Genomic DNA, 24676 nt, shown 5'->3' with positions numbered 1-24676 from the left:
CCACGGGTTCGTCGTACGGGGAGGAATGGGTACACGATGACCCATGGACACCACCACCGTTTGGCTCGTTCTCGGCGCCGTGGCCGTGCTGATCATGCTGGCCTCGGCCGTCGTGCTTCTGGTGCGCGTCTTCAAGGCCAGGAAGCTGCTGGTCGACGCCGGGATCCCGCTGCGCAGCAAGGCGCTCTTCTGGGCGGCCGTCATCTACACCGTGTCACCGGTCGACCTGCTGCCCGACCCCGTCTATCTGGACGACATCGGCTTCCTGCTGGTCGCCCTGCGCTCCCTCCACTCGGCGGCGTCGGCCGCCGGAGTGCGCACAGGGGCGCGGGGGAAGAGCGCTCCGGCGGAGAGCCGCCCCGACGCCGTGGGCCGAGGCCGGGCCCGCGAAGCCGATCCGCGCTCCGCGGACCCGGGCTTCCTCAGTTGAACGCGGGCCCCGGGCTTCCTCGGCTGAACGTGGACCCCGGCTTCCCCGGCTGAACGTGGGAGCCCCCTGCGAGGCCGTCCCCGGTGCCGCTTCCGAGTCCCCCGGGTCACCCCTCCGAGTCCCTCGGGTCACCGGAGGCACGGGGCTCAGCGTGGCACGGTGGCGAGGATGACCTTTCCGCCGTTCGCCGCATCGCGGACCCGTACATTCTGAGCCAGCCGCTGGACCATCGGCCAGCCGAATCCGCCCGTCAGGCCGGTCAGATCGGGCGTCCGGTCCTGCGGGTGCGCCGGGCTCGGGTCGGTGACGCGGATGTGGACGCCCCGGCGGTCCGCGGTCAGCCACAGCGCGGTGACGGCCCCCGCGTGCAGGACGGCGTTGGTGACCAGCTCCGACACGAGGATCAGAAGGTTCTGGACCGTGTGCGAGTTCGGCGCCGGGTGCAGCCGTGCGACGAAGGTGCTGACCGCGTCCCGCGCGTCGGCGGCCTTCTCCGGTCGGCAGACGAAGTCGGTGCGGGTCGCGCCGTCCGGTGAAAACGTCATCAGAATCCGGTCGTTCATGCTTTCCACCCCGTCGCGTATGCCTTCTGGTGGTTTCCGGATACCCCCGAATCGGCATTTCATGAAGCCGGCTGCCGGGCGGCGTCCCTGCTCACTACCGCCTCTGATCCCCCGCGGCATTCCGTCGTCAGGCACGGCGGAGCCCCGTGTCGTTCGTGCTCTTCCGGGCGAACGAGATGAGCAGCCAGGCGAAGACGAGAGGGACCGCGCCGAAGAACACGCACAGGCCGACCGCCAGGGTCCGGTCGGCGACACCCGGAGGACCCGCCTCGGCGTAATGCCGGGGAAAGGGGCGGCCGGGCTCGTCGGCCCGGTGGACGACCCGGAGGGTGTCGCCCACGCGCAGCGTGCGCCCTTTCGGCGTGCCGCGCAGCCGGGAGGTGTAGCGGAGACCCTCGACCTCATAGGTCACCCGGGGAGCGGACTGGCTGCCGATCGGCCCTCCACCGGACCGTATCCGCACGAAATCGGTCACCACCGCATCGGCCTCGCGGTTCGGCGCGGTCCATTCGTCGTCTTCGGTGCCGAACGCGACCGTCGAGGCAATCACCATCAGCAGGGCCCCGAGCGCGACGCACAACAGCGCACCCGCCCAGGCGGCCGCCTGCTTGAGTCCCGACATGAGTGTTAGCCCCCTCAACCCCGCGCGTTCCCGAGGTCGCGTCCGTCAAACCCCAAGGTCTCCGCCGCTGATGAGGCCGGGCCGGATCCTGGTGGCGTCGGTGGGCCGTTCTCCGTGGCGAGAGCTTCCGGGCTCGCCCGCCGTCCGCCCGGCGGCAGCCGAGGGGCACAGGTCAAATTTCTATCGTTGAAAATTCTGCGTGCACGACCGTTGTGCAGTGTTTGGTGCTGTGGCTCAATGTTCGACTATGTGCAGTGCCTCGCTGGTTCGAGGCACCCCCCGCTCTTCGACGAGGACGACGCCTTGAGACGACAACACCCGCGCCCCCGTGCCCTGTTCAGGGCTCTGACCTGCGCTGCGGCGCTGCTCATACCGGTCGGCGCCACCCTGGTCCCGACGGCGGCCGCGGCACCCGCCGTACCGTCCGAAGCCACCGCGAAGGCCTTCACGGCCGACGACCCGGTCACCGATGTCCACGGGCTGAAGGGCGAATACTTCAGCATGTCCGCCCCGGGCGCCCGGGACTTCGCGGAACTCGGCGCCACCTCCCTGGAACCCGAGATCAACTTCCCCGGTCTCACAGGGACGTTCGAGTCAGCCACCGGCAAGACCGAGCACACGACGGCCCGTTGGACGGGGCAGCTGGAAGCTCCCGAGACCGGGGAGTACACCTTCTCCGCCATCGGCGACAACGGCTTCCGGCTCTACCTCGACGGAAACGTTGTCATCGACCACTGGGAGCCGGACTGGGACAAGGAGCAGCACAGCGCTCCGATCTCCCTGAAGGCCGGGGAGAAGCACGACTTCAAGCTGGAGATGTTCCAGGACATCGGCGGCGCCAGCATGTTCCTGCGCTGGGGGAGCGACACCCTCGAGAAGCAGATCGTGCCCGAGTCCGCGTTCACCCCACCCGCCGACTTCGAGGTCTACCCGGTCGCCCTGAGCGTCGCGAAGAACGGCAAGCGCCTCCAGGCCACCTTCCGCGACCGCGTCTCGGACTACCGGAAGGTGAAGGAGCACCTCAAGATCGAGGTCGACACCTCCCCGATGCCGGTGAAGTCGGTGAACCGGGCCTCGGACGACCCGAGGGCGCTGATCGTCGATCTCGCGGCACCGGTCCAGAAGGACCAGCGCGTCAAGGTCGTCTACGACGGCCAGGGCGGTCTGAAGTCGGGGACCGAGACCGTCCCGGAGATCGGCCGCACCGCCAAGAACCTCTCCACGCACCGCCTCACCACCACCTGGGGCGACAAGCTGGACAGGAACCACCCCCTCCCGGAGTACCCCCGGCCGCAACAGGTACGCGACCAGTGGAAGAACCTCAACGGCCCCTGGGAGTTCGCCGGGGCCACCGAGGGGGAGCAGCCGGTCTTCGGCAAGAAGCTCGACGAGAAGATCATCGTGCCGTTCCCGGTCGAGTCCCAGCTCTCCGGCCTGGAGCGCGACGAGGACCACATGTTCTACCGCAAGCTCGTCACCGTGCCGAAGAACTGGTCGGTCGGCAAGGGGAACAAGGATGCGTCCAAGCGACTGAAGCTCAACTTCGACGCCGTCGACTACCAGGCCACCGTCTGGGTCAACGGCACCAAGGTCGCCGAACACACCGGCGGCTACACCGGGTTCACCGCGGACATCACCGACGCGCTCCTGGGCAGCGGCCCCCAGGAGATCGTCGTCGCCGTAACCGACGAGACCGGCCCGAACCAGCCCAAGGGCAAGCAGTCCACCAACCCGGGCGGCATCGTCTACACCCCGACCTCCGGCATCTGGCAGACCGTGTGGATGGAGCCGGTCGCCCCCGCCGCCATCGACTCCCTGACGACCACACCGGACATCGACACCGGCCGCCTCGCGGTCACCGTCAACTCCGCGAAGGCTTCCCCCGACGCCCGGATCACCGCCGTCGCCCGCGACCGCAGGGGCAAGGTCGTCGGCACGGTCACCGGGCCGGCCAACCGCAAGCTGAGCCTGCCGGTCAAGAACCAGCACCTCTGGTCGCCGGACGACCCCTACCTGTACAATCTCGACGTCTCCCTCGCCGACGGCCGCTCCAAGGACAGCGTCGAGAGCTACTTCGGGATGCGCCAGCTGAAGATCGCGGAAGTCGGCGGCTACCAGAAGCTCGTCCTCAACGGGAAGCCCTTCTTCTCCCTCGCCATGCTCGACCAGGGCTTCTGGCCCGACGGGCTGTACACCCAGCCCAGCGACGCGGCCCTCACCTTCGACCTGAAGGCCCAGAAGGACCTCGGATTCAACGCCGTGCGCAAGCACATCAAGGTGGAGTCGCCGCGCTGGTACTACCACGCCGACCGCCTCGGACTGCTCGTGTGGCAGGACTTCGTCAACGCCGACATCGACAACGAAACGGGCAAGAACGCCTTCCTCACCCAGGGGAAGGAGATGATGGAGCAGTTCCACAACCACCCCTCGATCAGTGGCTGGATCGTCTTCAACGAGGGCTGGGGCGAGTGGGACCGCACCGAGACCGGGAAGATCGCCGAGGACGTCAAGGCGCTGGACCCGTCCCGCGTGGTCAACGCGCACAGTGGCGTCAACTGCTGTGCCTCCAAGGGTGATTCTGGCAAGGGCGAGATCATCGACCACCACGACTACGTGAACAACGACCCGGCCTTCCCGGACGACCGTCGCGCCGCGATGGACGGCGAGCACGGCGGCTTCACGCTCCGGACTCCGGGGCACATGTGGCCCGGCGCGCCCGCCAACATCTACAGCGGGGTCGCGGACAAGGCCGCCCTCACCGCGAAGTACGTCGACAACACCCGTACGTACTACCTCGCCGCCGCCGGCGCCGAACTGTCCGGTTCCGTCTACACCCAGGTCAGCGACCTGGAGAACGAGCTGAACGGGCTGTGGACGTACGACCGTCGGGAGATCAAGGTCGACCCGAAGAAGATCCGGGAGTTCAACCGCCAGGTCATCGCCGCCGGGGCCAACGCCGGTGAGCGCGACGAGCTGAAGGGCGGCGGCTCCTGGTCGCTCGACGAGAACAAGGGCGCCACCGCCCGCGACAGCGGCCCCAACAAGGCCCACCTCGCCCTGGAGGGCGGCCCGTCCTGGGCGCCGGGTGTCACGGGCTCGGCACTGGACTTCGACGGTGAGGGGCAGTACGCGCAGAGCGCCGGCCCGGTCGTGGACACCACGAAGGACTACACGGTCTCCGCGTGGGCCTCGCTGGACGCGGTACCGGGCAACTACGCCACCGTCGTCAGCCAGGACGGCCGCCGCACCGAGAATCCCTTCTATCTCCAGTACGGGCAGGGCGCGTTCGCCTTCTCCACCCCGGGCGGCAAGCGCGCCCGCCTGGAGATCACCCCGGAGACCGGTAAGTGGTACCACCTGGTCGGCGTCCGCAAGGGCGACACGATCACGCTGTACGTCGACGGGAAGCCCGCCGCCACCACCGAGGCCGGGCCGGCCGATGTGAGCACCGGTCCGCTCTCCGTCGGGCGGGCCCAGTACGGCGGTGCCAGGGGCGACTTCTGGAACGGCTCCGTCGATCAGGTCGGGGTGTACGACAAGGCCCTGACCGCCGAGGAGGTGTCCGCACTCCACGGCCGTCAGCAGCCGTGACGGCGGAAGGACCAGGGGTCCGCCTTCCCCGCGCCGGACCTCCCGGCGCGGGGGAGCGGCGGGCCCCGGGTCCGTCCACCGTTTGTACAACTCGCGCACCGCGTGCGCCGGTTGCGTCTCCTCCAGGGTGGAGGCGAGGTGCGGCCGACGGGGGATCCGCACGCACGGACGGACCCTGCCTGATCCTTCTGGTCGGAACGCGCGACCTGAAGGATCGATAGCGTGCGCAACAGCCGGCGTCTCGTGCCAGCGCTCCTCGGGGCCGATCCGCTTCGCGATGACGCCGCTGTTCTCGGTGTCGGGCGGAGCAGTTGGTCGGCCTGCCGGCCTCGGTCGGAGCCCTGCCGCCGGCGGTGGCCCGGGACATGGGCTGTCCTTCTCGCGATGTTCGCGACGGCACCTTCCACGAGCTCCGACCCGCCCGATCGGCTTGACCAGACCCGTGGGAGCCCCCACGCACAGCCGGTCCGGCCGCGACAGAAGACTCTCCGTCGCGGCCGGACCGGCCGGTCGTTCACCCGCTCATCGCCATCAGCCCCCGATCACGGCGCCCAGGGTGCCTCCACCGCCCAGGTGGTGTCCTCGGTGAAGGAGGCCGGACTGTCGAAGGCCCGCCCGCCGCCGGGAGTGGCGAGCCACACCTCGGAGTCGATGTGGCGCAGATAGCTGCCGGGCAGATTGGCGCTGGTGAAGCGCACCCCGCCGTCGCCCGCGACCGCGCACCAGGTGGCATCCGCCTTGAACAGCGCGGAGTTGTCATTGGCGTCGCGCCGCACGCGGAACTCCCGGTGGCGGAGGAACTCGCCGGGGTAGTTACGGGACTCGAAGGAGTAGCAGTTGCCGTTGGCGAGACCGGGGATGATCTTCCAGGTGGCGTCCGCCTTCAGCACGGCCGGACTCCCGCTGTTCACCACCTCGGTGAAGGCCAGCGCATCGTAGTGGCGCAGGTGCTTCGTCGTGTGTCCGGGCGTGGTGACCCGCAGCGACCTGTTCTGCCCGGTGGGAAGGTTCACCGGGGGAGCGGGGTTCCGGGACGCCTGGATCAGGGCCTGGTTGGCGGCCCTGACCCGGGCGGTGTCGACCTTGACGACCTGGCGGTCGTAGGTCAGCAGCCCGTTCGCCTCGTTCTCGACGTCCGTGATCTCCGTGTAGACCGACGCGGAGAGCCCGGCGGGGAGTTGGCCGACGCGGATGGCGTCGAGGAGCCCGACGAAGCGGTTGTTGAGGGCCGCGATGCTCGGCTGGTCCTCGTAGCTGAAGCCGCCGCCCGGATACCACTCGTGACCGGGCACCTTGTAGCCGAGCCCGCCGAACTCGCCCAGCACGGCGGCCCGGGTGGCGCTCGGCGCGGTGTTGCCGGGGCCGACGTAGATGTGGTTGTCGACCACGTCGCCGTTGCCGCCGTCGACCGAGCCGCAGCAGTTGACCCCGCTCATGTTGTTGACCAGGCGCGAGGGGTCCTGGGCCTTGACCTCGTCGGCGATCCGGGCCTGGTCGTACTGCCCCCAGCCCTCGTTCTGGTTGACCCACATCACCACCGACGGTGAACTGCGGTGCTGGTCGATGATGGTGCGGTACTCCGCCTCCCACTGGGTGCGCGCGGGCCCGTCCGGCACCTTGCCGGTGTCCATCGACGGCATGTCCTGCCACACCAGCAGGCCCAGCCTGTCCGCCCAGTAGAACCACCGCTGCGGCTCCACCTTGATGTGCTTGCGGACCATGTTGAAGCCGAGGTCCTTGTGGGCCTGGAGGTCGTGCTTCAGCGCCTCGTCGCTCGGCGCGGTGTAGATGCCGTCCGGCCAGTACCCCTGGTCGAGCGTGCCGGTCTGGAACACGAACGTCCCGTTGAGCACGGGCCGTTGGACGCCGTCCACCTTCGCCAGGCCCACCGACCGCATGCCGGTGTAGCTGCCCACGGTGTCGGTGACGGCCGAGCCGTCGAGCAGGTCCGCCCGCACGTCGTACAGGAACGGGTCCTCGGGGGTCCACAGCCGCGGATTCGGTACGGGTACGGAGATCTCCCCGCCCACCGCGCCGGTCGCCGCGCCCACCACCGTACCGCCGCTGGAGACGGTGATCCGGGCGCTCCGGCCCGCCGCGCCCGCCGTCCGGACCTTCACCCGCAGGGTGCCGCTTCCCAGGTGCGGCGTCATGTCGAGGCGGGTGATGTGGGCGGCGGCCACCGGCTCCAGCCAGACCGTCTGCCAGATGCCGGAGGCCGCGGTGTAGAAGATCCCGCCGCCCGGGTGCGGCTTCACGTCGTTGATCCGCTGCTTGCCGACCGCCTGGCCGCCTGTCTGGCTCGGGTCGTACACGGAGACCACGACCGTGTTCGTACCCCCGTTGAGCCGCGGGGTGATGTCGTACGCGAACGAGTCGAAGCCGCCCTTGTGCGCGCCGACCTCGGCGCCGTTGACCCAGACCGTGGTCTGCCAGTCGGAGGCCCCGAAGTGCAGCTTGACCCGGCGGCCGTCCCAGTTCGCGGGGACGGTGAAGGTCCGCTTGTACCAGAGTTTGTCCATCTCGGTGATGCGCCGCTGGATGCCGGAGAGCGCGGACTCGGCGACGAACGGGACCCGGATCTGCTCCGGGAAGGCGGCGGGCTGCCCGGCGTCACGGCCGGTGACGGCGAAGTCCCAGATGCCGTTGAGGTTCGTCCAGTCCGGCCGGGTCAGTTGCGGGCGCGGATACTCCGGCAGCGGCTTGTCGACGGGGACCTGGTTCGTCCACGGTGTCGTCATGGGCGCCGGCTTCGGCTCCCAGGCGGCGGGCGCGGCGGTCGCCGGCGAGGCGCCGGTCCCCACGAGGGCGGTGGCCACCAGGGCGAGGAGGCCGGTGGTGGCCGTTAACCTCCGCCACCAGGTGCGATGGCGGGGTGCGGGTGCTGGTCGCATGCGGAACATCCCTTTCTACGGTCGTACGGGGACGACTCCCCGCGCCGGAGCGGCGCGGGTAGCGGTGCGGGGAAGGGAGGGCTGTCAGAGGAGCCGCCAGTGGTGGTCGGCCGTTCCGTTGTCGTCGTACTGGACGACATGGGCGCTGTCGGCCGTGGACATCCCGTCCACGCCCAGCACCTTGGCGGAGTGCCGGTTGCGGACGCGGTACCAGCCGTCGCCGTCCGGGACGAGCTGCCAGAGGTGGTCGGCGGTGTCGTTGTCGTCGAACTGCACGACGTGCGCGCTGTTCGCGGTGGACATCAGGTCGACGCCGAGCACCTTGCCGGAGTGCTGGTTACGGATCCGGTACCAGCCGTCCCCGTTGGCCACCAGCCGCCAGAGGTGGTCGGCCGTCCCCGTGTCGCCGAACTGCACGACGTGGGCGCTGTTCGCGGTCGACATGCCGTCCACGCCCAGCACCTTGCCGGAGTGCCGGTTCGCGATCCGGTACCAGCGGTCCGCCAGCCACGGTTCCGCGTCCGGGGCGGCCGTCGGGAAGGACGTGATCCGCAGCCGGGCCGCACCCATCGGCACCAGGGTGACCTCCTCGACCGGCTCGGCCGAGCGCGCCGGGCTCGCCTGGAGCGGGGCGACCACCCGCTCGTCGTCCGCCGTCCACTCCGGGACGCGGCGGGCGTGGGCGGTCATGGTGAGCGGGGTGCCCTCCAGGGTGAACGGGTTGTCGCCGGGCGCCCGGCCCGTGGAGCGGTGGCGCAGGGATGCTGCGGGGCTGTCGGTGTCCAGGACGAGGCCGTAGTTCCAGGGGCTCGTGGCGTGGACCGCGAACTCCGGGAACGTGTCGCTGCCGCCGATCCGCTCGTACCGCTCCCCGATCCGCAGGGAGTACGTGAGCGGCCCGTGGTCCACGCTGACCGAGCCGTGGTTGTCCGACCAGGTGCGTACGGCGGTCCGCTGCGGCAGCCGCAGGGTGACCTCGTCACGGCTGGACCAGGTCCGCTCGATCCGGGTGAAGGCGGGTCCGGCCGGGGCGGTGACCCGTCGCCCGTTGACCCGGATGTCCGGGTCCGCGCACCAGGCCGGGACGCGCAGGACCAGCGGGAAGCGCAGGGGCTTCGGCGAGGTGAGGGAGAGCGTGACCGTGTCGGTGAAGGGGTAGCCGGTCTCCTCGGTGAACGTCACCTCCGTGCCGTCCGCGACCTTCGCCGTCACCTCGCTCGGCGCGTACATGGCCGCCGCGAGCCCGCCGTCCGGGGTCGCGAGCCACAGCTCCTCGGTGAAGTACGGCCAGCCCATGCCGTAGTTGTGCGGGCAGCAGCGGTACTGGTCGACGCCCGGCAGATACGCCAGCATCGTGAAGCCGTTCTGGAACTGGCGGTCCCGCTTGGGTGCGTTGTCCAGGTCCACGCTGTTGGCGCAGGTGATGTAGTGCACGGCCCTGCCCGACGGATCGAGCGACGCCGGGAGCGAGTTGAACGCCAGCTCCTCGCAGCGGTCCGCCCACAGCGGGTCCCCGGTGATCCGGGTGAGGAGCTGGTGGCTCGCCATGAACTCGACGATGCCGCAGGTCTCGAATCCCTGGCGGGGGTCGCCGTGGCCCGGCCGGGCGTTCTCGTCGCCGGCGAAGCCGCCGCCGGGGAACTGCCCGTAGGCGTCCATGGCCTTCGCGTATGTGCCGTAGGTGTTACGCGTGTCGCCGGCCGAGCCGCTGCGCAGCGCGAACTGGGCGGGCTCCCGGAAGCCCTGCGCGATGTTGACGTTGTGCGGGTTGACCAGGCTGTCGCCCCAGTCGGCCCCGTACCGGTGGATCTTGTCGACGAGGTCCAGGAGGAAGGCGTCGCCGGTTCGGTTGTAGAGCCACATGACGCTGTCGAGGCCGTCGCCCCAGCGCAGGGCGATCCAGCTGGTGTCGAAGGCTCCCGGGCCCTGGGCGTTCATGTAGCGGAAGAAGCGGCTGAGGAAGGGGATGATCCGGGTGTCGCCGCTGTACTCCTGCCAGGAGCGCAGGGCCTGGATCAGCGGGAGGAACGGCCAGAAGTCGGGCCCGCCGTTCAGCGAGGTGCGCAGGGCCTTCGGGCCGAAGAAGCCGTCGGACTGCCCGGTGGCGAGGATCGCGTCCAGCCAGCGGCGGGTGGTGGCGAGCGCGGTCGCGTCTGCGGTGACGATCGCGAGATCGGCGTATCCGCGCAGCCAGTACGGGACTTCCTCCCAGCCGCCCCGGTCCGGGCGCACCCAGCCGGTGGCCGTGAAGTCGAGGAAGTGCGAGACCTCCTCGTACCGGCCGCACAGCCCCTCCAGTTGGAGCTTCAGCTGCCCGGCCAGCCAGCCGCGCGCGGTCACCCTGCCGGGCGGCAGCTTCAGGAACGCGGTGGGGTGCAGCGGCGCGGCGTTGGGGGAGTAGTGGCCGCCCCGGGCGGCCCGGGCCCGGTGGCGGTCGGGGGTCGCGGCGGACGCCCACCGGCTCGTCGCGCCGGTGGTGATCGCGGTGGCCACCGCGGAGGTGATGAGCTGCCTGCGGTTCAGGGGCATCGGTGCGGCTCCTGCTCTCGGTCCGGCCGCCTGTGCCGCGGCCGGCTCGGTGGGGGTGGCCGCACGGCGTCGTGGCCGCGCGGGGCGGGGCGGGGCTGCTGGGCGGTGCGCTGTGCGGCCGAGGTGCGGCTGACGTGCGGCGGAGCGGTGAAGGGGACGCTGCCGGGCGTGTGGTGGGGCCCGGACGGGCCGGGGGCGGGGCAGCGGCGGTCGGCGCACGCCGCAGGCCGCCGTCGCGCGGCGGGCGGTCGGACGGCGATCGTTCTTCCAACGTTGAAAAACAGGCGTCCGGCGGTATGACAGCACGGCGCCGGGCGGGTGTCCAGGCCTCGCGCAGCGCTTGTGCCGAAGGGTGCTTCGAGGCGTGCGGGTGGGTTCCGGCGGTCCCCCGGCTCATTTCGAGAACGCATCGACAACGCTCTTGCCGCCCGTGCCGCACCGCGTATATAACGTTGTAAACCGAGCCGCCGACAGGCCGCGCAGACTCTCACGACCACTGTTCCCGCAGTCCGGAGCAGGGATGTGAGGAATGCGGCGGCAGCGGCCGCAGAGCAGCCGATGCCTTGTCCCGCATGCCCGACCGCACGCCGATCAGCGTGCTGTCAACCCGCCAAGGAGCGTTCCGCGCATGATGATCCAGCGTCGATCCCGTACCCTCGCCGTGGTCTGCGTCCTCGCAGCGACCACGCTGGCCGCCGCCGGCTGCGCCAAGTCGGAGACCTCCAACAACGCGGGCGGCGACAGCAGTCAGGGAGCGCAGGAAGCCAAGACCCCGGATTCGACCTCGGGGTCGGGCTGCAAACTGACCACCTACGGCGCGCCGAAACTGGACCTCAAGGACGCCGTGGTCGGCTTCTCCCAGTCGGAGAAGGAGGCCAACCCCTTCCGGATCGCCGAGACCCAGTCCATCAAGGACGAGGCGGAGAAGGTCGGCGTCAAGAAGCTCCTCACCACCAACGCCCAGTCCCAGCTGTCCAAGCAGATCAGCGACATCCAGGACATGCTGTCCCAGGGCGCCCAGTTCCTCATCGTCGCCCCGCTCAACTCCGACGGTCTGGAGCCCGCGTTGAAGGCCGCGGCCGCCAAGAAGGTCCCCGTCCTCACCATCGACCGCAAGGTCAACTCCACCGCCTGCAAGGACTACGTGGCCTTCCTCGGCTCCGACTTCGTCGAGCAGGGCAAGCGCGCCGCCGACGCGATGATCAAGGTCACCGGCGGCAAGGGCAAGGTCGCCATCCTGCTCGGCGCGTCCGGCAACAACGTGACCACCGACCGCACCAAGGGCTTCGTCGACCAGGTGAAGGCGAAGGCCCCCGGCCTGGAGATCGTCGCCCAGCAGACCGGCGAGTTCGCCCGCGACAAGGGCCAGCAGGTCATGGAGCAGCTCATCCAGTCCAAGCCCGACATCACCGCCGTCTACGCCGAGAACGACGAGATGGGCCTCGGGGCCGTCACCGCGCTGAAGGCCGCCGGCAAGAAGCCCGGCAAGGACGTCAAGATCGTCTCCGTCGACGGCACCCGCAACGCCGTCCAGGCCCTCGTCAACGGCGAGTACAACGCCGTCATCGAGTCCAACCCGCGCTTCGGTCCGCTCGCCTTCGCCACCGCGCAGAAGTTCTACGCCGGTGAGGAGATCCCCGAGAACGTGATCATCACCGACCGCGAGTACGACGAGGCCAACGCCAAGGAATCGCTCGGCGGAGCGTACTGACCCCCTCGACGGCCGACCGCCGCGACGCCCGGGGCACCCCGGGGCGACCGGCGGCCCGGCCCCATTCCCGTAACACCGGAAGGCCAGGATTCATGGCACCAACCCCAGCGACACCCCAGCACCCGGAGACCCCCGGGGCCGGTGCCGCCGCCGTGGCGGACCCCGTCCTCGAAGCCCGCTCGGTGAGCAAGCGGTTCCCGGGCGTCGTCGCCCTGGACGACGTCTCCTTCGCCCTGCGCGCCGGCGAGGTCCACGCGCTCGTCGGCGAGAACGGGGCCGGCAAATCCACCCTCATCAAGGTGCTCACCGGCGTCTACCGGAGCGACCAGGGCGAGGTGCGCGTGAGCGGCGAACCGGTCCGCTTCGCCCGCCCGTTCGAGGCGCAGCAGGCCGGGATCTCCACCATCTACCAGGAGGTGAACCTCGTCCCGCTGATGAGCGTGGCGCGCAACGTCTTCCTGGGCCGGGAACCGAAGAACCGCCTCGGGCTCATCGACTTCGCCCGGATGAACCGCGAGACCACCGAACTCCTCGACGGCTTCGGCGTCCGCGTCGACCCCAAGCGGCCCCTGCACACGCTCGGCATCGGCACCCAGCAGATGGTCGCGCTCGCCCGCGCCGTCTCCGTCCGGGCCCAGGTCGTCATCATGGACGAACCCACCTCTTCGCTGGAGCCCCGCGAGGTCGAGACCCTCTTCCGGGTCATCGAGAACCTGCGCGGCCAGGGCATCGCCGTCCTCTACGTCAGCCACCGCATGGACGAGCTCTACCGCATCTGCGACCGGGTCACCGTCCTGCGCGACGGCCGCCACATCCACACCGGCGAACTGGCCCCACTGGGACGCATGCAGTTGGTGTCCATGATGCTCGGCCGCGACATGTCCGAGGTCCGGCGCGACGGGCTCACCGGCTTCGCCGCCGAAGGACACGACCCGGCCCGCACCCCCGTCCTCGCCGCCAAGCACCTCGACCGTCGCCACCAACTGCATGACATATCCGTGGAGTTGTACGCCGGTGAGGTGCTGGGACTCGGCGGGCTCCTGGGCTCCGGGCGCAGCGAGACCGCCAAGGCGCTCACCGGCGCGCTGCCCCTGGACGGCGGGGAGATCACCGTCGACGACAAGCGCCTCGGCCGCCCCACCCCGGCCGCGGCCATCCGCGCCGGCATCAGCATGCTCCCCGAGGACCGCAAGGCCGAGGGCATCGTCCCCGGCCTCTCCGTCCGCGAGAACATCGTGCTCGCCGCGATGCCCCGGCTCTCCAGGGGCGGCATCGTCTCCCGCGCCAGACAGGACCGCGTCGTCGACCTCTTCATGAAACGGCTGCGGATCAAGGCCTCCAGCCCCGAGCAGAAGGTCGGCGAACTCTCCGGCGGCAACCAGCAGAAGGTGCTGCTCGCCCGCTGGCTCTGCCTGGAGCCCAAGGTGCTGCTGCTCGACGAGCCCACCCGGGGCATCGACGTCGGCGCCAAGGCCGAGGTGCAGTCCCTCATCGACGAACTCGCCCGCGAGGGGCTCGCCGTACTGCTGATCTCCTCCGACATCGAGGAGCTGATCGAGGGCGCCGACCGCATCGTCGTCCTGCGCGGCGGCGCGGTCGCCGGTGAACTCGCCGGCGACGAGGTGGACGAGAGCCGGCTGCTCGAAGTGCTCGCCGACCACACGCCGGGCGCCGTGCCCGCGGAGCACACGCCCGACACGGTCCTCGCCGACCACACGCCCGATTCCGGTGGGAAGGCCCCGGCCGCCCAGGAGGACCCCCGATGACCACCCAGGCCACCCTGCCACGCCCCGCCGCGAAGCCACTGGCCCGGCTGCGCGACCCCGCCTGGTACCAGGAGTACGGGGTGTACGCGGCCGTCGCCGTCGTCCTGCTGTTCAACGCGCTGTTCACCGAGCACTTCATGACGGCCGACAACCTGCGCACCCAGCTCGTCCAGGTCGCGCCCATCGTGATCGTCGCCCTCGGCATGGCCCTGGTCATCGGCACCGAGGGCATCGACCTCTCCGTCGGCTCCACCATGGCGCTCGCCGCCGCCCTGCTGCCGCTCTACCTCGGCTACGGGCTGGTCCCCGCGCTCCTGATCGCGCTGCTCGCCGGTGCGGTGGTCGGCGCGGTCAACGGGACGCTCGTCTCGCTCGTGGGGCTGCAACCCATCGTGGCGACCCTCGCCCTGTTCGTCGGCGGCCGGGGCCTCGCCCTCGTGATGGCGGACGGCCAGCTCAAGCAGATCGTCAACCCGGACATCCTCGCGCTGGGCACCGGCTCCTTCCTCGGCGTCCCGACGGTCGTCCTCATCGCGGGCGTCCTCGCGCTCGCCGTCGCCTTCCTGGTGCAGCGCACCACCTTCGGCCGCCAGATCGTCGCCATCGGCGGCAACCGCTCGGCCGCCGCGCTCTCCGGACTGCCCGTCAAGCGGGTCCTGATCGGCGTCTACATCCTGTGCGGGGTGATGGCCGCCCTCGCCGGCATCCTCGCCACCGCCCGGCTCACCGCCAGCGACCCGTCCTCGCTCGGCACCCTCATGGAACTCTCCGCCATCACGGCGGTCGTCGTCGGCGGCACCCCGCTGAACGGCGGCTCCATCCGGGTGCTCGGCACCGTCGCCGGCGCCCTGCTGATGCAGCTGCTGCGCGCGACCCTCGTCAAGCACGACCTGCCCGACTCCACCGCACAGATCGCCCAGGCGGCCATCATCATCGCCGCCGTCTACGTCGCCCGGGAGCGTAGGTCCCGATGAACAACACCCCACCGGCCACCGTGCCCGCGGCGAAGGCCCCGTCGCCCCTCAAGAGCGCCCCCTCGCGCCCCGAACCCCGCCCCGGACGCTCCACCGGCTCCCGGATCGGCGAACTCCTCCAGCGCCAGGGCGTCCTCGCGGTCCTGCTGACCGTGATCCTCATCGCCTCGTTCGTCTACCCGACGTTCGCGAGCCTCGACAACGCCCGGGGCGTTACCATCCAGGCCTCGTTCCTCGCGATCGTCGCGCTCGGCATGACCCTGGTCATCATCACCGGCGGCATCGACCTCTCCGTCGGCTCCGTCTTCGCCCTCGGGGGCGTGCTGGCCGCCTGGGCCTCGCAAGGGGGCTTCCTCGCCGCCCTCCTCGTACCCCTGGTGGTCTGCGGCGCGATCGGGCTGCTCAACGGCCTCCTCATCGCCCGCGCGAACATGGCCCCCTTCATCGTCACGCTGGCCACCCTCCTCGCGGCGCGCGGCATGCTGCTCGCCTTCACCGACGAGGGCGCCACCACCTACCTGGTGCCCAAGGACTCCGCCTTCGCCGAGCTCGGCCAGGGCAGCGTCTGGGGCTTCGGCTACCCGATCCTCGTCGCACTCGCCCTCTTCGGGGCGTGCGGACTCCTGCTCCAGCGGACCTCGTTCGGACAGACCCTGTTCGCCGTCGGCGGCAGCAGCGACGCGGCCACCCTCATGGGCCTGCCCGTCGCCCGGACGAAGATCCTCGTCTACACCCTCAGCGGACTGCTCGCCGGACTCGCCGGAGCGCTCAACGCCGCCCGCCTCTCCTCCGGCGTCACCATCGTCGGCGTCGGCATGGAACTCGACGCGATCTCCGCCGTCGTCATCGGCGGCACCCTCCTCATCGGCGGCGCGGGATCCATCAGCGGCACCCTCTGGGGCGTCCTGCTCCTCGCCGTGATCCAGAACCTCATCAACCAGATCGGCTCGCTCAACTCCTCGTACCAGTCGGTGGTCAGCGGCGGCTTCCTTATCGTTGTCGTGGTGGCGCAGCGTTACCTCGCGCGCAGCCGGAGAACCACCTGACCGTACGTACCCGCAGAACCGCCTGAACCGTACGTATCCGGAGACCACCTGAACCGTACGGACCGGGCCGAGTCGAACCAAGCAACTAGGAGTGCCGTGGGCGTCAGCCTCAAGGACGTAGCTCACCGGGCGGGCGTGTCCATCAAGACCGTGTCGAACGTGGTCAACAACTATCAGCACGTCACCCCGAAGATGCGGGCCAAGGTCCAGCAGGCGATCGACGAGCTCGGCTACCGGCCGAACCTCACCGCCCGCCACCTCCGCAAGGGCCGCACCGGCATCATCGCCCTCGCCGTCCCCGAATTCGGCAACCCGTACTTCGCGGAGCTGGCCGGCGAGGTCGTCGACGCGGCGGCCCGGCACGACTACACCGTCCTGGTCGACCACACGGCGGGCCTGCGGGAGAAGGAGCTGCTGGTCTGCCAGGGGTTCCGCTCCCACGTCATCGACGGCCTCATCCTCAGCCCCATCCACCTGGAGACCGAGGACCTGATGGCCCGCACCGAGACCGCGCCGCTGGTGCTCCTCGGCGAGCGCGAGTACGAGGCCCCCTACGACCACATCGCCATCGACAACGTGGCCGCCGCCCGCGAGGCCGTCGCCCACCTCGTCGCCCTCGGCCACCGCCGGATCGCCTTCCTCGGCTCCCGCACCGGCCAGGAACGCCAGCCCGCCCACCTGCGGCTGCGCGGCTGGCGCGAGGAACTGGCCGCCTCCGGCATCGAACCCGACGAGTCCCTCGTCGTCGTCACCGACGGTTACGGGCGCGAGGACGGCGCGGCGGCGATGGCCTCCCTCCTCGACCAGGGCCGGCGGCCCGACGCCGTGTTCGCGTACAACGACATGATCGCGACCGGAGCCATGCGCACCATCACCGAACGCGGCCTCGCCATCCCGGACGACATCGCCGTCGTCGGCTTCGACGACATCGAGGAGAGCAGGTACGGGGCCACCACCCTGACCACCATCGCGCCCGACAAGGCGGCCATCGCCCGGCTCGCCGTCGACAGCCTCGTCGAACGCCTCGCGGGCACCCCCGTCGCCGAACCCCGGCGGCCCCGCCCCGGCTACCGGCTCGTCGTCCGCGAATCCACCACACCCCGCGAGGCTCCCGGACCGCCCCGCTAGCGGCCCCTTCGCGGGCCCCTTCCACACCCCCCAAGGAACTCCTCATGCCCACCGTGCACCGCAAACCGTTCGGCCGCGCCCACGGGCAGAGCGAGATCGCCCTCTGGACCCTCGACTCCGGCACCGGCGTCCGGGCCGAGATCCTCACCTACGGCGGTGTCCTGCACAGCCTCACCGTGCCGGACACCGCGGGCAGCCCCGGTCCGGTCGTCCGCTCGCTGCCCGCGCTCGACGACTACACCGACAAGAACCCGTACTTCGGGGCCGTCGTCGGCCGGTACGCCAACCGCATCGCCCACGGCCGCTTCACCCTCGACGGGACCACGCATCACATCCCCGCCAACGACCGGGGCCACGCCCTGCACGGGGGCTCCGACGGCTTCCACACCAAGGTCTGGGAGGCCACCGGGGGCCGTACCGACACCACCGCCGTCCTCCGGCTCACCCTGCACAGCCCCGACGGCGACATGGGCTTCCCCGGAGCGCTCGACGTCACCGCCACCTACACCCTGGACACCACCGGGACGCTCGCCGTCGACTACCGGGCCGTCACCGACCGGCCCACCGTCGTCAACCTCACCAACCACTCCTATCTCAACCTCGGCGACGACGACATCCTCGGCCACACCCTCCAGGTCGACGCCGACGCCTACCTCCCCATCGACCCCGGCTCCATCCCCGAGGGCCCGCCCACCCCGGTGGCCGGCACCCCGTTCGACCTCACCACCCCGCAGCGGCTGGGAGGACAACTCGCCCTGACACACCCGCAACTCGCCCGGGCCGGCGGCTTCGACCACTGCTGGGTCCTGCGGCCCGCCGCCCCCGGGGCGCTGCGCCGGGCCGCCCGCCTCGCCGCCCCCGGGGACCGGCGCTCCCTGGAGCTCTGGACCACCGAGCCCGGTCTCCAGGTCTACACCGCCAACCAGCTCGACGGCGCCTTCACCGACGGTGCCGGCCGCCGCCACCGGCGCCACGGATCGCTCTGCCTGGAGACCCAGCACCTGCCGGACTCACCCAACCGCCCCGGCCACCCCACCACCGTGCTGCGCCCCGGCGAGATCCTGCGCAGCCGCACCGAATGGCGCTTCCCGCACCTGCGGGCGCGGTAGCCGGGCGGCCGGGGTGGTCGGGCCGTGCGTCTTGTTCGCCCGAGGCCTGCCGGCGGATACGCGACGCCACCAAGGGCGACGACGAGGAGACCGCCGCGGCCCAGTCGATCACGTACCGGGGCAAGAGCGCCTGTCGCCCAGGAGGACCAACCTGCTGAGCTGCACGGAGGAGGCCGCCCGGACCCGGCTCGCCACGTTCAAGCCGGAGCCGGGCCCCGACGAAGGGGTCATCGCCAGACTCGTCGAGAACGTCACCGACGCCCAGGGCGCCTGAGGGCGGTGACGACCCGTCGCACCGCGAAGTACCTGCGGCGCGCGGTGCGGCGGGTCGTGACGGGAGGCCGGGCCCGCTACTTCAAGTACGGCCCCGCCGCGCCGATCCTCCCCGGCGCGGCGTTCCTTCCGCCGAGGTCCAGGACGTACACGCGCAGGTTGCCCTTCCCGGGGGCCGGGACCGCGAGGGTGCCCGCGGTGACGACCTTCGTGTCACCCGTGACGGCGTCCTTGTACGTGCCGTTGGGAATGCCGGTGTACGTGGCGCTCCCGGAGACCGTCACCAGGGCGAAGCTGTCGGTGCCGCTCGCCGCGTCGGTGTAGCGCCGCTTGTACGCCATGGATCCGCTGATGCCCTCCGTGGAGTACTGGCCCATCTGGAGGGCGGGCACCGCGCGCCGGATCTCGTTGAGCCGCTGGAGGTGCCGGGCCAGTGGTGCGGCCAGCGTGTCCGCGACCTTCCCGGTGGCCGACGACACCTTGCCGAAGTCCGAGGCCGTCACCTCCCCGGCCAGGTGGTCCCCGAAGTAGGCCCGCCCGGTCGTCGCCAGGGGGCACGTCGGCCCGCAGTCGATCTTCTTCCCCTTCTGGAACTCGATCTCGGAGCCGTAGTAGAGCGTCGGGATGCCCCGGAAGGTCCACATCAGCGACATGTTCTCGGCCCAGGCGTCCGTGCCGCCCGTGTACCGCTCGTTGCTCTTGTTGGGCCCGTAGTCGTGACTGTCGACGTAGACGACGTTGTACGTGGCGTCGTTGGTCGCGTCGTCGGAGTCCTTGCCGTTGTGGAACGCGTTGTTCGCGTCCCCGAAGTTCATGTGCATCCGCATGTCGATGACGTTCATCCCGGAGAACCGGCTGCGGTCGGGGGCGTGGTAGGTGTTGCCCTTGAGGAAGGCGTTGTCGGAGACGGGCTGCGCCGCGGTGCCCTGCCGCTGCTCGTGGTCGTACATCTCCAGGGCGGCCTTCTCGTCGTCCGCGTTGTACTCCTTGCGCTCCTTCCAGGTGAAGAACTGCGCCGAGTGGTTGACCGAACCGCGGTTCCACTTGTCGTTGACGAAGGCGGCGACCTCACCGAAGACGAAGAAGTTCTTCGCCGCCCCGGCCCCGAACCGCTGGGTGACGCGCTCCTGGATGGCGGGCAGGAAGCGGCGGTTCCAGGTGGTGCGGGGAATGTGCACCGCCGTGTCGAGTCGGAAGCCGTCGACGCCCATGTCGATGTACTTGTTGTACGCGCCGATCAGATAGTTCTGGACCTGGGCGTTCTCGGTGTTGAAGTCGGCGAGGTCGTCGTGCAGCCAGCAGGATCGGGAGTCCTCGCCTTCCCAGTTGCCGATCCAGCAGTTGTGGTAGAGGGCTTTCGGGAACATGCCCGAAGTGGGGCTCGGCCACTGGCAGTTGTAGATCCGGGAACCCTCCGGCGAGGTGTGTCCGGTGGGGGTGCCCCAGTTGAGGCAGGTGTTGCCGGTCGGTTCGGCCGTGGACCACAGGTCGCCGTTGTAGTACGACTTCCCCGACTTCGGTTCCACGGTGAGGCCGTCGTACGCGAAGGCGTCGTTCTTCTCGTCGTAGAACCAGCTCCACTGGGCGTCGCGCACCCCGTAGGCCTTCGGGGTGAACAGCCCCTTGGCGCCCCAGCGCGAGGAGTGGTTGTGGACCACGTCCTGGTAGATCTTCATGCCCTTGGCGTGCGCCGCGTTGATGAGGTCCTGGTACGAGGCCCCGGCGGACTCCAGCCGGGGGTCGACCGTGTAGAAGTCGTAGCCGTGGTAGCCGTGGTAGTCGTAGTCCGAGCGGTTGAGCACGACCGGGGTGATCCAGATCGCGGAGAAGCCGAGCCCCTTGACGTAGTCGAGCTTCTGCACCAGCCCCTTGAAGTCCCCGCGGAACATGGGGTCGCCGTTGGCCGCGTTGCCGGATTTCTCGTGCTGGCTGCCGCCCCGGTTGTTCGCGGTGTCGCCGTCGTTGAAGCGGGCGGTGAGCACGAAGTAGATCGGGTCCTTGCGGGGGTCGGTGCCCAGCGGTGTGCCGGCCGGCGGTGCGGTGGGCTTGTCGCCGGTGGTGGCGGAGGCCGGGGCGGATTCCGCCGAGACGTTCCCGGCGGCGTCGACGGCGCGGACGGTGTAGCGGTAGGCGGTCCGCGCCTCAAGACCGGTGTCGGAGAACACGGTCGAGGTGGTGTCGGCGACCACAGTGCCCTTCGTGCCGCCGGTCCGTGTCACCTGATACCCCATCACCACCCTGTCGTCCGAGGCGGGTTCCCAGGTGACCACCGTCGCGACCCCGTCGGCGACGGCCTTCACCGCCGTGGGCGCGGTGGGCGCCTCGGTGTCCGGTTCCCCGGCGGCGCACGGGTCCTCCGCCGAGGCGGTCACCTTGCGGTCCTTCACCGTGGTGAGCCCGGTCGCCAGGGTGTAGTCGTCGCCGTTGTTGTTGTCCCAGACCCCGTTGCCGTTGTTGAACGTCGCCTGGAGGCCGGTGGCGCTGCCCAGGTCCACCGTGCGCTTCACCCAGCCGGCGCAGGCGGCTTGCATGCCGATGCCGGGGACGGTCGTCCAGGCTCCGCCGTGCGGTCGGTAGTGGAGGTTGACGGTGGGCCAGCCTACGGTGGAGGTCGCGTAGTAGACCGACGCCGAGTTCGGCCCTCCGGGCTCCTCCGGCTCCTCGGGCGCCGGGTCCGCGCACGGGTCGCTGTGCGCCACGACTCCGTCCTGGACGGTGATGTTCCCGGTGCCCAGGTCGTAGTTCTTGCCCGCGTTGTTGTCCCAGGTGCCCGAGCCGTCGGTGAAGGTCGCCTTCAGCCCGCCCGCGCCCCCGAGGGGGACCGTCAGCTTGACCCAGTCGGCGCAGGCGGCCTCCATCCGGGTGCCGGGCACGGTGGTCCAGGAACCGCCGTCGGGGGAGTAATGCAGGTAGTACGCCGACCAGTTCCGGGTCTTCGTGGAGTAGAAGACGGTTGCCGTAGTCGCCGTAGTCGCCGTAGTCGCCGTAGTCGCCGCGGAGGCCGAGGCCGCGACGGGTGCGGTGGTGAGATCGGGAACAGCTCGTGGGGCGGCGGTGAGGAGTCCCAGCAGCCCGGCTGCTGCCACGGCCACCGCGAGCGGGCGCCGCGGCAACCGATGAGGGGTGCGTCTCATGCGTGTCTCCAGAGGGAGGGGGAGAACCCTGACGCGCCTCGGGGTTCGGCGGGTGAACACGGCCGACGGCAAGTTCCGCCGGAATTTTGCTGCAATTCCTTGCGGGGAGGAAGTTACCGGTGCATGACAGGTGCGTAAAGGGACCCGGCGGCACCGTCTCACCGGAATGGAAGGGCTGGTGCCGACGTTCGCACGGGCATGACCTTCTCCGTTGATGTGACCGTGCGCGGCTACGAGCTCGACACGCAGGGCCACCTGAACCAGGCCGTCTACCTCCAGTACGCGGAGCACGCGCGCTGGGAGCTGCTTCGGGCCGCCGGGCTGCCCCAGGAGAAGCTGCTCGCCGACGGGATCGGCCCGGTGCAGCTCGAGGTGACGGTCAAGTACCTCCGCGAACTGCGCGGCGGCGAGCGGGTGCGCGTCACCTGCCGGTTCGACTACGGCACGGGCAAGACGTTCACGCTGGAGCAGCACATCATCAAGGAGGACGGCACGGTGGCCGCCGAGGTCACCGGAGTGGCCGGCGTCCTCGACCTGACCGAACGCCGGCTCGTCCCGGACCCGCGGGGCCGTCTCGCCGCCCTGGCCGGCAACCCCGATCTGCTGACCGGCTGACCGGACCGCGCCCCGCGCCCCGCGGCGGGAACGGGCGAGGGCGTTGGCACATCCCCCGTGAGAGCTACAGGAGCCGTCCTCGCGCGGGTGATCCGTCGAGGTCCGCGGATTCCTAGTGTGGTCGTCAGGTCGCCGCAGGAGGTGACCCACTACCGGGGAGGCCACCATGGACACGACATCCGCGATTCGGCACAGCACGGGCTCCGGCCCGGGGGAGGACCGCGACGGGGGCGGCGGCCGCCTCGGTCGGATCATGCGGTCTCCGCTCGGCTGGATGCCGGCGGGAATGCTCGGCGTCGGCCTGGTGTCGGGGCTGACGGCGACCGGCCCCGGCCCCGTGCCGATGCTGGGCGCGGTCGCCGCGGTGGCCGTGTACTGCTACGTCATGCGCCGTGTGGCACGACGCTCCGTACCGGAGATCGCCCGGTCCGGGGCCGCCCGGGAGATGCTGCTGGGCGGCGGGATCGGCCTGGGCTTCATCCTTGTCTCCGCCCTCCTGATCACGGCGTTCGGAGGCTACTCGTTCACCTGGGCCGGCGACGGCTTCCTGTCGGTCGTCCGGACCGCCGTCGCGGTGCAGATCGGTGCCGCGGTCACCGAGGAGTTGCTGTTCCGCGGCCTTGCCCTACAGGCCCTTGAGCAGCTGTGGGGCAGTCGGGCCGCCATCGTGGTCACCTCGCTGTTCTTCGGTGTCGCCCACCTGGGCGCCCCGGGCGCGAACGCGTGGAGCGGACTGGCGATCGCCCTGGAGGCGGGCGTCCTGCTCGGAGCCGCGTTCTTGTGGCGGCGTAACATCTGGTTCGTCGTGGGGCTGCACTTCGCCTGGAACACCACGGAGCAGCTGCTCGGTATCCCGGTCTCCGGACACCCTCCCGAGGGCCTGTTCACCGTGGACGTCCATGGCTCCGCCCTGCTGACCGGGGGCAGCTTCGGTCTGGAGGCGTCGATCATGCCCGTCCTCATGGGCGTGGCCATCGCCGTTCCGATGCTCGTCCGCGCCCACCGGGCCGGTGGCATCAAGTCCCGCCGAAGTGCGTCCCGTTGAGCCAGGCCGGCTGGAGGAAACCGAAGTGATGGCCCGTCACGCGATCTGGAGTCTGCCGCTGCTCCGGGCGCCGCTCGACCGGTGGCGGGAGCGGGATGCTCTCGTCAAGGACGGTGTCCTCGCCCTGGCGCTCACCCTGTTGGCCTTCGTGCCGCCCCTGTCCCCGATAGGCGCGCAGATCGGCGATCTGCCACAGAGGCCGACGGACGCACTGAGCGTCGGGCTGGTCCTGGCCCAGACCGTGCCGCTGGCGGTCCGCCGCAGGTGGCCCGCAGCCTGTCTGGCCGTCATCGCGGGCGCGTTCACCGTGCATCAGACGCTGGGCTTCGCGACGACGTTCGCGAGCATGGGACTGTATCTGGCCCTGTACTCCGCCGGGGCCCACCAGGTCCGCTTCCGCCACGGCCTGGTCGTCGTGGCGAGTGCGGGTTACGCCGTGCTGGCCGTCGTCCTGCACCGTCTCGGCTCACCGAATTCGCTACCGGACTACCTCGCGTTCTCCCTGGCTCTGGCCACGGCCTGGCTGGTGGGGAGCACGGTGCGCATGCGGCGGACGGAAGAGACGAAGCGACGGCGGCTGGCCGTTGTGGTGGCCACGGCCGCCGAGCGGGCGCGGATCGCCCGCGAGCTGCACGACGTGGTCACCCACCACGTGACGGCCATGGTGGTCCAAGCCGACGCGGCGCAATTTCTGCTCACGTCCGCGCCGGAACGCGTCGGCGAGGGACTGACGGCCGTGAGCGACACCGGCCGTCGGGCGCTGACGGAACTGCGCTACCTGCTCGGGGTCCTGGAGGCGACCGGCGAGGCGGCATCCGCGGACCCGCCCCAGGGCCGGACACCGGCCCTGGGGCGGGTGGGGGACCTGGTCGAGGAGACCCGCAGGTCGGGTCAGCCGGTCGAGTTCTGCGAGCAGGGTGAGCGGCGGACGCTGGGCGTGGACGTGGAGCTGGCCGCTTACCGGGTGGTGCAGGAGGCGCTCACCAACGCCTTGAAGCACGCGGCCGGGAAGCCGACGCGGGTTCTGCTCCGGCACGGCGACGAGCACATAGGAATCGTGGTGACCACCGAGGGAACCGCCGCCGCACCGGTCGCGTGGAAGCCGGGCCCCACGGGCGGACGAGGGCTGGCCGGGCTGCGTGCCCGGGTTCGGATGCTGGATGGTGAACTGGAGGCCGGTCCCTGGCCCGGAGGCGGGTTCGAGGTCCGTGCCACGATTCCGTCCAAGCCCCTTCAGGAGTGACCT

Annotated in this window: 16 protein-coding genes; 11 read left to right on the top strand and 5 right to left on the bottom strand. The window is 70.6% G+C overall.

Translation table 11 applies throughout. From position 1 onward, the window contains the following. Window positions 1-43: 43 nt before the first annotated feature. Entirely contained in the window at window positions 44-430 is a 387-nt protein-coding gene (locus ACH4KB_RS32935; RefSeq protein ID WP_398069914.1) for a YkvA family protein, read from the top strand. A gap of 146 nt (window positions 431-576) precedes the next feature. Here ACH4KB_RS32935 and ACH4KB_RS32930 read toward each other — a convergent pair whose 3' ends face one another. Beyond that, window positions 577-993, bottom strand: a complete 417-nt coding sequence (locus ACH4KB_RS32930; protein ID WP_398069912.1) for an ATP-binding protein — start codon at window positions 991-993, stop codon at window positions 577-579. A 127-nt stretch (window positions 994-1120) separates the two neighbouring features. Continuing rightward, window positions 1121-1615: a hypothetical protein gene (locus tag ACH4KB_RS32925; protein WP_398069910.1), complete on the bottom strand. Its 495-nt coding sequence runs from the start codon at window positions 1613-1615 to the stop codon at window positions 1121-1123. A 237-nt stretch (window positions 1616-1852) separates the two neighbouring features. Between ACH4KB_RS32925 and ACH4KB_RS32920 the strand changes: the two genes are divergently transcribed. Continuing rightward, entirely contained in the window at window positions 1853-5206 is a 3354-nt protein-coding gene (locus ACH4KB_RS32920; RefSeq protein ID WP_398069908.1) for a LamG-like jellyroll fold domain-containing protein, read from the top strand. A gap of 542 nt (window positions 5207-5748) precedes the next feature. Here the strand turns inward: ACH4KB_RS32920 and ACH4KB_RS32915 are convergent. Together ACH4KB_RS32915 and ACH4KB_RS32910 are read right to left on the bottom strand one after the other, a co-directional pair. Next, entirely contained in the window at window positions 5749-8100 is a 2352-nt protein-coding gene (locus ACH4KB_RS32915; protein WP_398069906.1) for an AbfB domain-containing protein, read from the bottom strand. Between the two features lie 84 nt (window positions 8101-8184). Then, a complete protein-coding gene (locus ACH4KB_RS32910) occupies window positions 8185-10629 on the bottom strand; it encodes a beta-L-arabinofuranosidase domain-containing protein (protein WP_398069904.1) in 2445 nt (814 codons plus the stop codon). A 628-nt stretch (window positions 10630-11257) separates the two neighbouring features. Here ACH4KB_RS32910 and ACH4KB_RS32905 point away from each other — a divergent pair. From ACH4KB_RS32905 to ACH4KB_RS32880, 6 genes are all read left to right on the top strand, one after another. Continuing rightward, window positions 11258-12340, top strand: a complete 1083-nt coding sequence (locus ACH4KB_RS32905) for an ABC transporter substrate-binding protein (protein ID WP_398069902.1) — start codon at window positions 11258-11260, stop codon at window positions 12338-12340. Window positions 12341-12432: 92 nt separating this feature from the next. After that, a complete protein-coding gene (locus ACH4KB_RS32900) occupies window positions 12433-14106 on the top strand; it encodes a sugar ABC transporter ATP-binding protein (protein ID WP_398069901.1) in 1674 nt (557 codons plus the stop codon). Beyond that, window positions 14103-15080 (top strand): ABC transporter permease, encoded by a 978-nt coding sequence (locus ACH4KB_RS32895; protein ID WP_398069899.1) that lies wholly within the window; start codon window positions 14103-14105, stop codon window positions 15078-15080. The genes ACH4KB_RS32900 and ACH4KB_RS32895 overlap by 4 nt, the downstream gene beginning before the upstream one ends. Next, a complete protein-coding gene (locus ACH4KB_RS32890) occupies window positions 15077-16126 on the top strand; it encodes an ABC transporter permease (protein WP_398069897.1) in 1050 nt (349 codons plus the stop codon). The genes ACH4KB_RS32895 and ACH4KB_RS32890 overlap by 4 nt, the downstream gene beginning before the upstream one ends. 96 nt (window positions 16127-16222) lie before the next feature. Next, complete coding sequence (locus tag ACH4KB_RS32885) at window positions 16223-17254, top strand: LacI family DNA-binding transcriptional regulator (protein WP_398069895.1); 1032 nt, start codon at window positions 16223-16225, stop codon at window positions 17252-17254. A 44-nt stretch (window positions 17255-17298) separates the two neighbouring features. Then, a complete protein-coding gene (locus ACH4KB_RS32880) occupies window positions 17299-18363 on the top strand; it encodes an aldose epimerase family protein (protein WP_398069893.1) in 1065 nt (354 codons plus the stop codon). A gap of 350 nt (window positions 18364-18713) precedes the next feature. Here the strand turns inward: ACH4KB_RS32880 and ACH4KB_RS32875 are convergent, their stop codons facing one another. Further along, window positions 18714-21770 carry a carbohydrate binding domain-containing protein gene (locus ACH4KB_RS32875; RefSeq protein ID WP_398069891.1) on the bottom strand — a complete coding sequence of 1019 codons (3057 nt, stop codon included), beginning with the start codon at window positions 21768-21770 and terminating at the stop codon, window positions 18714-18716. Window positions 21771-21968: 198 nt separating this feature from the next. Between ACH4KB_RS32875 and ACH4KB_RS32870 the strand changes: the two genes are divergently transcribed. The 3 genes from ACH4KB_RS32870 (at window position 21969) to ACH4KB_RS32860 (ending at window position 24673) form a co-directional block, all read left to right on the top strand. Further along, window positions 21969-22385 carry an acyl-CoA thioesterase gene (locus ACH4KB_RS32870; protein ID WP_398069889.1) on the top strand — a complete coding sequence of 139 codons (417 nt, stop codon included), beginning with the start codon at window positions 21969-21971 and terminating at the stop codon, window positions 22383-22385. Between the two features lie 166 nt (window positions 22386-22551). After that, complete coding sequence (locus ACH4KB_RS32865; protein WP_398069888.1) at window positions 22552-23430, top strand: lysostaphin resistance A-like protein; 879 nt, start codon at window positions 22552-22554, stop codon at window positions 23428-23430. A gap of 28 nt (window positions 23431-23458) precedes the next feature. Beyond that, complete coding sequence (locus tag ACH4KB_RS32860) at window positions 23459-24673, top strand: histidine kinase (protein ID WP_398069975.1); 1215 nt, start codon at window positions 23459-23461, stop codon at window positions 24671-24673. The last annotated feature ends 3 nt before the right edge of the window (window positions 24674-24676 follow it).

Source organism: Streptomyces sp. NPDC017520 (assembly GCF_044329855.1).
Lineage (GTDB): Bacteria > Actinomycetota > Actinomycetes > Streptomycetales > Streptomycetaceae > Streptomyces.
Note: the sequence above shows the minus strand (reverse complement) of the source record. Positions and strands in the feature narration are given on the sequence as shown.

What these genes read in the sequence shown, in the direction of transcription:
- ACH4KB_RS32875 (WP_398069891.1), bottom strand. Translation starts at nt 21,770, where the DNA reads ATGAGACGCACCCCTCATCGGTTGCCGCGGCGCCCGCTCGCGGTGGCC.
- ACH4KB_RS32915 (WP_398069906.1), bottom strand. Translation starts at nt 8,100, where the DNA reads ATGCGACCAGCACCCGCACCCCGCCATCGCACCTGGTGGCGGAGGTTA.
- ACH4KB_RS32890 (WP_398069897.1), top strand. Translation starts at nt 15,077, where the DNA reads ATGAACAACACCCCACCGGCCACCGTGCCCGCGGCGAAGGCCCCGTCG.
- ACH4KB_RS32935 (WP_398069914.1), top strand. Translation starts at nt 44, where the DNA reads ATGGACACCACCACCGTTTGGCTCGTTCTCGGCGCCGTGGCCGTGCTG.
- ACH4KB_RS32860 (WP_398069975.1), top strand. Translation starts at nt 23,459, where the DNA reads ATGGCCCGTCACGCGATCTGGAGTCTGCCGCTGCTCCGGGCGCCGCTC.
- ACH4KB_RS32870 (WP_398069889.1), top strand. Translation starts at nt 21,969, where the DNA reads ATGACCTTCTCCGTTGATGTGACCGTGCGCGGCTACGAGCTCGACACG.
- ACH4KB_RS32895 (WP_398069899.1), top strand. Translation starts at nt 14,103, where the DNA reads ATGACCACCCAGGCCACCCTGCCACGCCCCGCCGCGAAGCCACTGGCC.
- ACH4KB_RS32925 (WP_398069910.1), bottom strand. Translation starts at nt 1,615, where the DNA reads ATGTCGGGACTCAAGCAGGCGGCCGCCTGGGCGGGTGCGCTGTTGTGC.
- ACH4KB_RS32900 (WP_398069901.1), top strand. Translation starts at nt 12,433, where the DNA reads ATGGCACCAACCCCAGCGACACCCCAGCACCCGGAGACCCCCGGGGCC.
- ACH4KB_RS32930 (WP_398069912.1), bottom strand. Translation starts at nt 993, where the DNA reads ATGAACGACCGGATTCTGATGACGTTTTCACCGGACGGCGCGACCCGC.
- ACH4KB_RS32905 (WP_398069902.1), top strand. Translation starts at nt 11,258, where the DNA reads ATGATGATCCAGCGTCGATCCCGTACCCTCGCCGTGGTCTGCGTCCTC.
- ACH4KB_RS32880 (WP_398069893.1), top strand. Translation starts at nt 17,299, where the DNA reads ATGCCCACCGTGCACCGCAAACCGTTCGGCCGCGCCCACGGGCAGAGC.
- ACH4KB_RS32865 (WP_398069888.1), top strand. Translation starts at nt 22,552, where the DNA reads ATGGACACGACATCCGCGATTCGGCACAGCACGGGCTCCGGCCCGGGG.
- ACH4KB_RS32910 (WP_398069904.1), bottom strand. Translation starts at nt 10,629, where the DNA reads ATGCCCCTGAACCGCAGGCAGCTCATCACCTCCGCGGTGGCCACCGCG.
- ACH4KB_RS32920 (WP_398069908.1), top strand. Translation starts at nt 1,853, where the DNA reads ATGTTCGACTATGTGCAGTGCCTCGCTGGTTCGAGGCACCCCCCGCTC.